Source organism: Aquabacterium sp. OR-4 (genome assembly GCF_025290835.2).
GTDB lineage: Bacteria > Pseudomonadota > Gammaproteobacteria > Burkholderiales > Burkholderiaceae_C > Pseudaquabacterium.
The window spans coordinates 2,593,100-2,604,690 of the sequence record NZ_JAOCQD020000001.1 but is presented as its reverse complement, the minus strand read 5'-3'; the positions used below and the strand labels follow the sequence as shown (position 1 = coordinate 2,604,690).

Here is an 11,591-nt window from a genome sequence, read left to right as displayed (position 1 = left end):
GGTCAGGGCTTGCGCTCAACGCATCGATCGATCGGCCAGGTAGCGCTGCACGCGCGGGGCCTCGGCGCCGAGGTGGAACGCCAGGCGCTGCTCGCGCAGCTCGCGGTCGGCCTCGGTGAACCGCTCCTGCCGGCGCAGGTGCTCGGTCCAGCTCTCGTCGACAAAGTACTCGAGGTAGCGCCCGGGCATGGCCGTGTCGCGGAACAGGCCCCAGCTCAGCACGCCCTGGCGCCGGCGCGCGGCGCGCGTGGCCTGCATCACCTGGGCAAAGGCCTCGGCGCGGGCCGGGTCGACAAAGTACTCCACGGTCACCATCACCGGGCCTTCGTCGGGCTCGATCGGGATCATCGGCGCCTCGGCCGTGGCCGGCACGGCCACCGGCGAATGGTCGGCGTCGCCCGCGCCGTCCACGCTCCAGCGCCGCGTGGCCAGCAGAAACAGCGGCCCGGCCACGGCGGCCACCACCACCGCGGTCTGCACGCTGCTCATCGAGGCCACCTGGCCCCACAGCAGCGAGCCGGCCGCCGAGCCACCCATCAGCGCCATCTGGTAGGTCGACATGCCGCGTGCGCGCACCCAGTCGGGCAGCGCCATCTGCGCGGCCACGCTGAGCGTGTTGGCGGTGGAGATCCAGGCCATGCCCAGCAGCGCGATGGCCGGCAGCGCCAGCCACAGGCTGGGCGCAAAGACCACCGCCACCGACAGCAGCGCATGCGCCACGGTGGCAAAGCCGACAAAGGTGTCGCGGTCGAAGCGTGCGCGCAGCGCCGGAAAGAACAGCGCCGCCACGATGGCCCCGCTGCCGATGCCGGCCAGCAGCAGCGTGAAGGTGGCCGGCCCGGCCCCGGGCAGGCGCAGCGCCACCAGCGGCAGCAGCGCACTGAGCGCCGCCACCTGCAGAAAGAACGCAAAGATGCGCAACAGCACGATGCGCATGCGCGGGTTGTGCGCCACATGGTGCAGGCCCACCCGCATGGCGCCCACGAAGCGCTCGCCCGGCAGCGCGCTGGCCTGCGGCTCGGATTTCCAGCGCAGGATCAGCACCGAGGCCATCACCGCCAGCAGCGCATTGAGCACGAACACCGCCGCGCCGCCGGCCATCACCGTGAGCAGCGCGCCGGCCAGCATCGGGCCGACCACGCGCGCCAGGTTCATCGAGATGCCGTTGAGGGCCAGCGCCGCCGGCAGATCGGCGCGCGGCACCACCGAAGGCACGATGGCCGAGAACACCGGCCAGCGCAGCGCCAGGCCGATGCCGTTGGCAAAGGTGAGCGCCAGCAGCAGCGGTGCGCTGATGGCGCCGGTGAGCGACAGCACGGCCAGCAGCAGCGCCACCACGGCCACCCAGATCTGCGTGGCGGCGTAGTAGCGCCGGCGGTCCAGGATGTCGGCCAGCGCCCCGCTGGGCAGGCCCAGCACGAACACCGGCAGCGTGGACGCGGTCTGCACCAGGGCCACCATCACCGGATCGGTGGTCAGCGAGGTCATCAGCCAGGCGGCCGCGACATCGTTCATCCACATCGTGAGGTTGGCCGCCGCCCAGGTGATCCACAGACCGCGGAACACCGGCCCGCCCAGCGGCGCCAGCGCGCCGGGCAGTGGGCGGCGGGGCGGCGGGCTGGGATCGGGGGCGGAACGACTCATGAGGCAGGGTGCAAGCGTAGCCCGAAATGCACAACGACCCCGTGAACGGGGCCGTTGGATGGATCGACATCGCAGGGGCCGATGTGGATCGGAGCGCAGCGGGGCCAGGGCACGCCACCGATCCAACCCAGCGGTCGCCGCGGAACCGGCTCTGCCGGGCCGCTGGCGGCGCCCCCTTGAGGGGGAAGCGGCGACGCCGCTTCGGGGGTGGATCAATCTTCGACGAAGGCCTCGTCGCGCTTGGCCTTGATCGACGGCAGCATCACCACCACGATCATCAGGAACGCGGCCACCAGCAGGCCGGCCGACAGCGGGCGGGTGACGAAGGCCGACCAGTCGCCGCGCGACAGCAGCAGCGCGCGGCGCAGGTTCTCTTCCATCATCGGGCCCAGGATGAAGCCCAGCAGCAGCGGCGCCGGCTCGCAGCCCAGCTTGTAGAACAGGTAGCCCACCAGCGCGAAGCCACCGGTCATGAACACGTCGAAGGTGCTGTTGTTCAGCGTGTAGGTGCCGATGCAGCAGAAGGTGACGATGGCCGGGAACAGGAAGCGGTAGGGCACCGTGAGCAGCTTGATCCAGATGCCGATCAGCGGCAGGTTCAGGATCACCAGCATCAGGTTGCCGATCCACATGCTGGCGATCAGGCCCCAGAACAGCTCGGGGTTGCTGGTCATCACCTGCGGGCCGGGCTGGATGCCCTTGATGGTCATCGCACCCACCATCAGCGCCATCACGGCATTGGGCGGGATGCCCAGCGTCAGCATCGGGATGAAGCTGGTCTGCGCGCCGGCGTTGTTGGCCGACTCGGGGCCGGCCACACCGCGGATGTTGCCCTTGCCGAAGGGCACCTCGCCCTTGCGGCCGAAGCTCTTCTTCTCGAGCGTGTAGGCGGCAAAGGCAGCCAGCAGCGCGCCGCCGCCGGGCAGCACGCCCAGCAGCGAGCCCAGCGTGGTGCCGCGCAGCACGGCCGGGAAGGCGTCCTTGAAGTCCTGCTTGGTCGGCCACAGGCCCTTCACGTCCTTGGTGAAGACCTCGCGGTGCTCGGCCGGCTGGCCCAGGTTGGCGATGATCTCGCCAAAGCCGAACACGCCCATGGCGATGGCCACGAAGCCGATGCCGTCGGTGAGCTGCGGGATGTCGAAGCTGTAGCGCGGCACGCCCGAGATCACGTCGGTGTTGATCTGGCCCAGCAGCAGGCCCAGCACGATCATCGCGATGGCCTTGACCAGCGAGCCCGAGGCCAGCACCACGGCGCCGATCAGGCCCAGCACCATCAGGCTGAAGTACTCGGCCGGGCCGAACTTGAAGGCCAGCTCGGTGAGCGGCGGCGCGAAGGCGGCGATGATCATCGTGCCCACCGTGCCGGCGAAGAACGAGCCCAGGCCGGCAGCCGCCAGCGCCGAGCCGGCACGGCCCTGGCGGGCCATCTGGTAGCCGTCGATGGCGGTGACCACCGAGCTCGACTCACCCGGCACGTTGATCAGGATGGCGGTGGTGGAGCCACCGTACTGCGCACCGTAGTAGATGCCGGCCAGCATGATGAGGGCCGGCGTGGCGTCGAGCGCGTAGATGCTGGGCAGCAGCATCGCGATGGTGGCCACCGGGCCCAGGCCCGGCAGCACGCCGATCAGGGTGCCCAGGATCGCGCCGAAAAACGCGTAGGCCAGGTTCTGGAGGGTCAGCGCGGTCTGGAAACCGATCGCCAGGTTGTTCAGCAAGTCCATCGTTCGCTCCTCATGCGCCCAGGAACGACGGCCACAGCGGGATCGTCAGGCTCAAACCCTTGATGAAGATGAGCCACGAGCCGGCGGTCAGGATCGCGGCATTGAGCAGCGCCTCCAGCCAGTGGAACTCGTCGCCCGCCGTCGAGGCGCACACCACCAGGATGGGCAGCGTGGCGATCATGCCCAGCACCGGCAGCAGCAGGCCGAACAGCGCCACCGAGCCGACGATGATGATCAGCGGCCGCCAGGCGAAGCTGCCGATGCGGTCGCCGTCCTCGGTCTCGACGGTGAGTGCACCAAACACCACCATGCCGCCCAGGATGGCCATCAGCACGCCCAGGCCGAACGGAAAGTAGCCGGGGCCGGGGCGGGCCGAGGAGCCGAAGCTGTAGTTCGTCGCACCCCAGGCAAATGCCAGGCCTACTGCGATGAACATGAGTCCCGACCAGAAGTTTTTCTGGCTCTTGATCTTCACGACGATGGTCTCCTCGAACAGCCGATGTACTGCCGGCGGATTCTAGGCAGCCACCTCCCTGCGCCCGCTGTGGTTTCCACGTAACGGGGGGGTGCGTCGCCTGGGTGACAGCGGCGGCCTGTGGTGGCGCCGCCGGGCGCTCAGTGCTCGTCCCAGGCCGGTGTGGCGCGCAGCACCTCGTCCACCGTGGTGGCGCCCTCGGCCACCTTCATCATGCCGGCCAGGCGCAGCGGGCGCATGCCGTTTTTCACCGCGCGGCGGCGCAGCGCGGCGATGTCGTGCGCCGGGTGGATGGCCTGGCGCGCGGCCTCGTCGATCTCGAGCAGCTCGTACAGGCCCACACGGCCGCGGTAGCCGGTGTTGCGGCAGGCCTGGCAGCCCACCGGCTTGTAGGGCCGCACGCCGCCCGACAGGCGCCAGGGCTTGCCCAGCTCGTCGAGCGCCTCGCGGGTCAGGGCCTCGTCGCGCACCTTGCAGGCCGGGCACAGCGTGCGTGCCAGGCGCTGGGCCAGCACGCCCACCACGGTGGCCGAGATCAGGTAGGCCGGCACGCCCAGATCCGCCAGCCGGGTGATGGCCGAGGCCGCGTCGTTGGTGTGCAAGGTGCTGAACACCAGGTGGCCGGTGAGCGCGGCCTGGATGGCCATCTCGGCGGTGGCCAGGTCGCGGATCTCGCCGACCATGATGATGTCGGGGTCCTGGCGCATCAGCGCGCGCAGGCCGTCGGCAAAGCCGAGGTCGAGCGCGGCCTGCACCTGGGTCTGGTTGAAGGCCGGCTCGATCATCTCGATCGGGTCTTCCACGGTGCACACGTTGACCGTGTCGTTGGCCAGGGCCTTGAGCGTGGAGTACAGCGTGGTGGTCTTGCCGCTGCCGGTGGGGCCGGTGACCAGCACGATGCCGTGCGGCCGCTCGATCAGGCGCTGCCAGCGCTCGGCGTCGTGGCTGGAAAAGCCCAGCTCGGCCACGCCCTTGACCACGGTGTCGGGGTCGAACACGCGCATCACCAGCTTTTCGCCAAAGGCGGTGGGCAGGGTGGACAGGCGCATCTCCACCTCGCCGCCGGGTGCATCGGGTGCGTCGGGGCGCTTGGTCTTGATGCGGCCGTCCTGCGGGCGGCGGCGCTCGACCACGTCCATGCGACCCAGTAGCTTGATGCGCGCGGTCATCGCGTTCATCACCACCGCCGGCACCTGGTAGACGGTGTGCAGCACGCCGTCGATGCGAAAGCGGATCGCGCCCATGTCGCGCCGCGGTTCGAGGTGGATGTCGCTGGCGCGCTGGTCAAAGGCGTACTGCCACAGCCAGTCGACCACCTGCACCACGCCCTGGTCGTTGGCGTCGAGCTGCTTGTTGGCCTTGCCCAGCTCGACCAGCTGCTCGAAGCTGGCGGCGCTGGAGGTCTCGCCGCTCTTTTGCGCCTGGCGCACGCTGCGCGCCAGGGTGTAGAACTCGGCCGTGTAGCGGGCGATGTCCTCGGGGTTGGCCAGCACCAGACGCACGCGGCGGCGGCCGGCCGATTCGATCTCGGCCACCCAGGCGGTGTCGAAGGGCTCGCTGGTGGCCACGGTGACGGCATCGGCCGCCACATTGACCGGCAGCACCTTGCGCATCTCGGCGTACTGCAGGCTCATGACCTCGGCCACGCGGCCCACATCGACCTTGAGCGGGTCGATGCGCAGGTAGGGCAGCCGGGCGCGGCGTGCCAGCCACTCGGTGAGGGCCTCGGTGTCCAGCGCGCGGCCGGCCTGCTGCAGACCGGCGCCGCCCAGGCGCACCAGCGCGTGCAGGCTGGAATCGCCGGCGCCAAAACGCTGGGCCACGCGCTCGGCGTCGGCCGGGGCGATCACGCCGTCCTCGCGCAGCCAGTCGAGCAGTTCGCGCCAGTCGAGCCGGCGGTGGCGCGGCACGGCCGGGGCCGCGGCCACCGGCGTGGACGGGCCTGCGGCGGCCGGCGTCGCAGGCGGCGTGGGGGTGCTGCGGACGCGGGGCGTGGCACTGCTCATGGTGCGCCGCATGTTAGCTGCTGCGCCGCCGTGGCCAGCGGCGCAAAAGCCCGGCTTTACCGTGCCGAAACCGCGGGCGTGAACCTATCATCCGGCGTCCGGGGCCACAGGCTCCCACCGTGCCGGGAGACGCCCCATGCCTGTAGAAGCCTCCGCCGCCGGCGGCTACCACGAGACCCGCCACCACACGCTGCGCAAGACGCGCATGCAGATGATCGACGGCGCGCTGGTGCTCAATGCGCGCAGCGTCGATGCCGGCACCAGCGTGCGCGTGCTGCACGGCGGTTACTGGGGCCTGGCCTCGGCCGCCGGCCTGGCCGATGGCGGGGCCGTGGCGGCCCTGCGCGACCAGGCGCAGCGCAATGCGCAGGTGATGGCGCGGTTTGGCGCCCGGCCTGCCAAGGCCCTGCCGGGTGGCCACCACCGCGGCGTGCACCGCTTTGCCGGCCGCACGCCGCTGAGCCCGGCCGAGTGCACCGAGCGCCTGGGCGCGCTGCACGCCTGGGTTCGTGCGCGCTACCCCGGCCTGCGTGCGCTGCGCCTGATGCTGCTGGACGAAGACCACGAGAAGCACATCACCACCGCCGCCGGTGGCGATGCCCAGGCCAGCATCCAGCGCAGCGCGCTGGCCATCACCCTGGTGGCCGAGGGCGCCGACGGCGCACCGGTGGAGCTGGTGGAGTTCTTGTCGTGCAAGGGCAGTGCCGCCGATCTGCGGCTCGACGAGGCCACGCTGGGCCCGGTGGTGGCAGCGCTGCACGGCCACCTGCAGGCCAAGCGCCATGCGGTGCCGGCACGCGGCGGCCAGCACACCGTGGTGCTGGCGCCGGCGCTGGCCGGCATCCTGGCGCACGAGGCCATGGGCCACCCCTGCGAGGCCGACATCGTGCTCGGCGGCGCCGTCACCGCCAACCTGCTGGGCCAGGCGGTGGCCAGCCCGCTGATCACCATGCTCGACGTGGCGCACAGCTTCGACGGGCAGGAGGCGATGTGCCCGGTGTACGTGGACGACGAAGGCACGCCGGCCACCGACACGGTGCTGATCGAGCGCGGCGTGCTCGGCGGCTTCATGCACAGCCGCGAGACCGCGGCGCACTTTGGCGTGGCGCCCACCGGCAGCGCGCGCGCCTACGCGCCGGCCGACGAGCCGCTGATCCGCATGCGCAACACCGTGATCCTGCCCGGCGAGTCCAGCCTCGACGCGCTGGTGGCCGGCGTGGACGACGGCTACCTGCTGCTCAAGACCGCCAACGGCCAGGCCGACTCGACCACCGAGTTCATGTTCGGCATCCCGCTGGCCTACGAGATCCGCGGTGGCCGGCTGGGCGCCGCGGTGCGCGACACCACGCTGTCGGGCTCGGCCATCCAGGTGCTGCAGGGCGTTGACGCGGTGGGCCACGAGATGCACTGGAGCTGCGCCGGCTACTGCGGCAAGAAGCAGCCCATGGTGGTGAGCATGGGCGGCCCGGCGCTGCGCACACGGGCCCACCTGGGCGGGCAATGAGGAGGGCGGCACCATGAACCCGCAGCAAGCCGCCGCCGGCCGCGCCGAGATCGATGCCGCCGCCGAGCGCGCGCTGGCCCGCCTGGCCGCGCAGGGCTTCGACGCCGCGCAGGTCGACATCAGCCTGCGCCACAGCAGCGAGGTGAGCCTGATGCACGACCAGCCCAGCCTGCTGCGCAGCGGCCGGGCGCAGCGCCTGGTGCTGGCCGGCATCGTCGATGGCCGCCGCGCCGCCACCGAGCTGGCCGACTGGTCGCCCGCGGCGCTGGAGCAGGCCGTGCCCCTGCTGTGGCAGGCCGCGCGCGCCGCGCCGCAGGACGCCGCGCAGGCCGTCTCGGCCGGCCAGCAGGCCACGCTGGCGGCCGGCAGCCTGGCCGATGGCGACGACCCCGCGCCGCTGGCCGAGGCCCTGGCCGGCTTGCTGGCCTGGCGCGCCGCGCACACGCCCAGCGTGATGCTCGAGGAGAGCTTCGTGGCCCACCATGCCGAGCTGCAGCGCAGCCTCGGCAGCGCCGGCAGTGCGCTGGCGGCCGCCCATGGCTGGCACGAGGTGAGCGTGATGGGCACCGCGCGCGACGGTGCGCGCTCGAGCTCGTTCAACTTTGGCGGTGGCACCTGTGCGCGGCTGGACGATGCGCCGCTGGCCACGCACTTCGGCTTGTCGCAGATGCTGCTGGGCCTGGTCGACAGCGTGCACACCCGGGCGCTGGGCGAGAAGTTCGTCGGCAGCGTGGTGCTGTCGCCGCCGGCGGTGCAAAGCCTGCTGAGCTGGCTGCTGGGCCAGCTGGCCGACCAGGCGCTGATCTCGGGCAGCTCGCTGTACCGGGCCCGCGTGGGCGAGGCCATCGCCTCGCCGCTGCTCAGCGTGCAGCACCGCGGTGGCGCGCCGGGCACGCTGGCCTGGTCGGCCGACGGCTTTGCGGTGGCGCCCTGCGCGGTGCTGGAGGGCGGCGTGCTGCGCCGGCTGACGCCCAGCCTGTACGGCAGCCGCAAGACCGGCCTGCCGCATGTGCCGCTGGCCGCCACTGGCTGGGCGCTGCAGGCCGGCCACACGCCGCTGGCCGAGCTGCAGGCCGGCGTGGCCCGCGGCGCGCTGGTGGGGCGGCTGTCGATGGGCTATCCGGCCGCCAACGGCGACTTTTCGGGCGTCATCAAGAACAGCTGGGTGCTGCGCGATGGCCAGGTGGGGGCCGCGCTGTCCGAAACCATGATCAGCGGCAACATGGCGCAGATGCTGCACGCCGTCAGCGCCGTGAGCCGCGAGACGCTGGACACCGGCGCCTGGTGCCTGCCCTGGCTGCGGGTGGACGGCCTGCACTTTTCTTGAGCGATCAGCGCATCGCGCCGGCGCTTAGCATGCGGGGCAGATGACCGACCGCCCGCCACCCGCCGCACACCCCTCGATCTGGCGCACGCTGCGCCATCCCGCGTTCCGTGGCCTGTGGTGGGCCAGTGGCCTGTACTTCATCGCCAATGCCATGCACACCATGGCCGCGGCCTGGATGATGGTGGAGCTGTCGGGCTCGTCCTTTCTGGCCGCGCTGGTGCAGACGGCGGTGTTTCTGCCGATGTTCATGCTGGCGCTGCCGGCCGGCGTGCTGGCCGACACCACCGACCGCCAGCGCCTGATCCTCAGCGCGCTGGCGGTGCAGGCGGTGGCGGTGCTGCTGCTGGCAGCGCTGCTGCTCACCGGCTGGGCCGGGCCGCCCACCATCCTGGCGCTCACCTTCGTGGCCGGCTGCTGCACCGCGGTGCTGTCACCGGCCTGGAACTCGGCAGTGGGCGAGATCCTGCCGCGCGACGAGCTGCCGCAGGCCATCGTGGCCATGAGCATTGCCTACAACGCCGCGCGCGCGCTGGGGCCCACGCTGGCCGGCGCGGTGTACGGCCTGGCCAAGCTGTGGGCCGGTGGCGACGAGGCCCCGCCCGGCCCGGCCACGCACCAGGCCGGCCTGGTGGGTGGCGGCACGGTGATGGCCCTGGCGCTGGCCGGCACCCTGGTGCTGGGCTGGGCCATGCTGCGCTGGCCGCCACGCCCGCATCCGCCCAGCCGGCTGCCGCCCGAGCGCCTGTGGGGCGGCACGCTGGCCGGGCTGCGCTATGCCCGCCACAGCGAGCTGATCCTGGCCCAGCTGGTGCGCACCGCGGCCTATGGCGCGGCGGGCTCGGCGCTGTGGGCGCTGCTGCCGGCCATTGGTGCGCAGCGGCTGGGCCTGGGCGCCGCCGGCTACGGCCTGCTGATGGGCTGCCTGGGCACCGGCGCGGTGGCCGCCGGCCTGGTGCTGGGCCGCGTGCGCCAGCACCTGGGGCTGGAGCGCCTGGTGGCGCTGGCCGGCGTGGTGTTTGCCGGCGCGATGCTGATCTCGGCGCTGAGCCGCTGGGCACTGCCGGTGTACGTGGCCCTGGTGCTGGCCGGCGCGGCCTGGATGAGCGTGATGTCGACCTTCAACACCGCCACGCAGACCAGCGCGCCGGTGTGGGTGCGCTCGCGCGCCACGGCCATGCATGTGCTCAGCGCGCTGGGCTCGTTTGCGCTGGGGTCGGCCTTCTGGGGCGCCATGGCCGGCATCCTGGGCCTGCCCAGCGCGCTGTGCGCGGCGGCGGCGCTGATGCTGGCCGGCCTGCTGCTGGCGCGGCGCTTTCCGCTGCGCATGGGCGTGGCCACCGAGGTGACGCAGGCGCCCTTCACCGACCTGCTGGTGGCCGACGAACCCGACCCCGAGGCCGGCCCGGTGGCGGTGGAGGTGATCTACCGCATCCGCCCCGAGGCGGCCGAAAGTTTTCTGGCCGTGGCGCAGCAACTGCGTGCGCCGCGCCACCGCGATGGCGCCACCTTCTGGCGCCTGTACCGCGACCTCGACGACCGCAGCCGGTATGTTGAGCGCTTCATCGTGCAGCGCTGGGTGGATTACCTGCACCAGCGTGCCCGTGCCACGCTGGCCGACCAGGCGCTGGAGGAAGAACTGCGCGCCTACCTGGCGCCCGGCGAGGCGGTGGAGACGCGGCACTACCTGGCCGAACGCTGACAAGGTGTGAATGAACCTGCTGCGCGGGCCCATGGCGGCCCTGCGCGACTCGCCGTACGGGTGTACGGCTGCGTTGCTCGAACCACCCTGAGCCCGCTCGCGACGGTTCCTTCACACCTTGTGAGCTGGCGCACCCGGCCGCCGGCTGCGGCCCGGCACTTGGCGGGCCGCCGCGGCTCAGGTCGGCTGCAGGTTCATTCGGCTTTGGCGCCGGAGTCCTTCACCACCTTGGCCCATTTGGCGATCTCGGTGGCCTGGTACCTGGCCAGCTCGTCGGGGCTGGAGATCCAGGGCTCCAGGCCCAGGGCCTTGAGCTTGTCGGCCACCTCGGGCAGCTTGAACACGCGCTGCATCTCGGCATGGACCCGCGCCACCACCTCCTTGGGCGTGGCCGCCGGGGCGAACACCGCAAACCAGGTGGTGGCCTCGAAGCCGGGCACGCTTTCGCCCACGGTGGGGATGTCGGGCGCGGCGGCCGAGCGCCTGGCGGTGGTCTGGGCCAGTGCGCGGATCTTGCCCTCGCGGGCCATCGGCAGCGCCGAGGGCATGTTGTCGAACATCAGCTGGATCTGCCCGCCCACCAGATCAGGGATGGCGAACTGCCGGCCCTTGTAGGGCACATGCTGCATCTGGGTGCCGGTGAGGCTCTTGAACAGCTCGCCCGACACATGCACCGACGAGCCCACGCCCGGCGAGCCGAAGCTGGCGGCGTTGGGGTTGGCCTTGAGCCAGGCGATCAGCTCGGGCACGGTCTTGGCCGGCAGGCTGTTGGTGACGACCAGCAGGTTGGGCGCCGAGGCCACATGCGCCACCGGCGCGAAGTCGCGCACCATGTCGTAGGGCATCCTGGCGTACAGCGCGCCGTTGATGGCGTGCGTGCCCACCGTGCCCATCACCAGGGTGTGGCCGTCGGGCGCGGCCTTGGCCACCTTGTCGGCGCCGATGTTGCCGCCGGCGCCGGGCACGTTGTCGATCACCACCGGCTGGCCCAGCTGGGCCTTGTCGGCGAACAGCCGCGCCAGGATGTCGGGCGCGCCGCCGGGCGGGAAGGTGACCACCAGGCGCACCGGCTGCTTCGGCCAGGGGCCGGGCTGCGCCGCGGCAGGCCCGGCCAGGGTGCACAGCGAGGCGGCGGCAGCGGCGGTGGCGGCCAGCGCCAGGCGGCGCGATACGGCGTGAGTCATGCGGGGGGGTCTCCATGCGGGCCGGGCG

Annotated in this window: 8 protein-coding genes; 3 read left to right on the top strand and 5 right to left on the bottom strand. The window is 72.1% G+C overall.

Annotated elements, in window-relative coordinates:
* Positions 1 to 15: 15 nt before the first annotated feature.
* The 4 genes from N4G63_RS11180 to tfpB form a co-directional block, all read right to left on the bottom strand.
* Positions 16 to 1,644 carry an MFS transporter gene (locus N4G63_RS11180; RefSeq protein ID WP_314599678.1) on the bottom strand — a complete coding sequence of 543 codons (1,629 nt, stop codon included), beginning with the start codon at positions 1,642 to 1,644 and terminating at the stop codon, positions 16 to 18.
* Positions 1,645 to 1,856: 212 nt separating this feature from the next.
* Positions 1,857 to 3,368: a tripartite tricarboxylate transporter permease gene (locus N4G63_RS11175; protein WP_260788496.1), complete on the bottom strand. Its 1,512-nt coding sequence runs from the start codon at positions 3,366 to 3,368 to the stop codon at positions 1,857 to 1,859.
* 10 nt (positions 3,369 to 3,378) lie between these two features.
* On the bottom strand, positions 3,379 to 3,843 hold the full coding sequence (locus tag N4G63_RS11170) for a tripartite tricarboxylate transporter TctB family protein (RefSeq protein WP_260788495.1): 465 nt from the start codon (positions 3,841 to 3,843) through the stop codon (positions 3,379 to 3,381).
* Positions 3,844 to 3,983: 140 nt separating this feature from the next.
* The gene (gene tfpB / locus N4G63_RS11165; protein ID WP_260788494.1) at positions 3,984 to 5,861 is read right to left on the bottom strand and encodes a type IV pilus assembly ATPase TfpB; all 1,878 of its coding nucleotides are present in this window, start codon (positions 5,859 to 5,861) and stop codon (positions 3,984 to 3,986) included.
* A 124-nt stretch (positions 5,862 to 5,985) separates the two neighbouring features.
* Between tfpB and N4G63_RS11160 the strand changes: the two genes are divergently transcribed.
* The 3 genes from N4G63_RS11160 to N4G63_RS11150 are packed head-to-tail and all read left to right on the top strand — an operon-like array spanning position 5,986 to position 10,379.
* A complete protein-coding gene (locus N4G63_RS11160; RefSeq protein ID WP_260788493.1) occupies positions 5,986 to 7,353 on the top strand; it encodes a TldD/PmbA family protein in 1,368 nt (455 codons plus the stop codon).
* Positions 7,354 to 7,366: 13 nt separating this feature from the next.
* Entirely contained in the window at positions 7,367 to 8,680 is a 1,314-nt protein-coding gene (locus tag N4G63_RS11155) for a metallopeptidase TldD-related protein (RefSeq protein WP_260788492.1), read from the top strand.
* A 40-nt stretch (positions 8,681 to 8,720) separates the two neighbouring features.
* Positions 8,721 to 10,379, top strand: coding sequence for an MFS transporter (locus N4G63_RS11150; protein ID WP_260788491.1), 1,659 nt, complete (start codon positions 8,721 to 8,723; stop codon positions 10,377 to 10,379).
* 194 nt (positions 10,380 to 10,573) lie between these two features.
* Here the strand turns inward: N4G63_RS11150 and N4G63_RS11145 are convergent, their stop codons facing one another.
* Positions 10,574 to 11,563 carry a Bug family tripartite tricarboxylate transporter substrate binding protein gene (locus N4G63_RS11145; RefSeq protein WP_260788490.1) on the bottom strand — a complete coding sequence of 330 codons (990 nt, stop codon included), beginning with the start codon at positions 11,561 to 11,563 and terminating at the stop codon, positions 10,574 to 10,576.
* Positions 11,564 to 11,591 lie beyond the last annotated feature (28 nt).

What these genes read in the sequence shown, in the direction of transcription:
- N4G63_RS11180 (WP_314599678.1), bottom strand. Translation starts at nt 1,644, where the DNA reads ATGAGTCGTTCCGCCCCCGATCCCAGCCCGCCGCCCCGCCGCCCACTG.
- N4G63_RS11175 (WP_260788496.1), bottom strand. Translation starts at nt 3,368, where the DNA reads ATGGACTTGCTGAACAACCTGGCGATCGGTTTCCAGACCGCGCTGACC.
- tfpB (WP_260788494.1), bottom strand. Translation starts at nt 5,861, where the DNA reads ATGCGGCGCACCATGAGCAGTGCCACGCCCCGCGTCCGCAGCACCCCC.
- N4G63_RS11160 (WP_260788493.1), top strand. Translation starts at nt 5,986, where the DNA reads ATGCCTGTAGAAGCCTCCGCCGCCGGCGGCTACCACGAGACCCGCCAC.
- N4G63_RS11155 (WP_260788492.1), top strand. Translation starts at nt 7,367, where the DNA reads ATGAACCCGCAGCAAGCCGCCGCCGGCCGCGCCGAGATCGATGCCGCC.
- N4G63_RS11150 (WP_260788491.1), top strand. Translation starts at nt 8,721, where the DNA reads ATGACCGACCGCCCGCCACCCGCCGCACACCCCTCGATCTGGCGCACG.
- N4G63_RS11145 (WP_260788490.1), bottom strand. Translation starts at nt 11,563, where the DNA reads ATGACTCACGCCGTATCGCGCCGCCTGGCGCTGGCCGCCACCGCCGCT.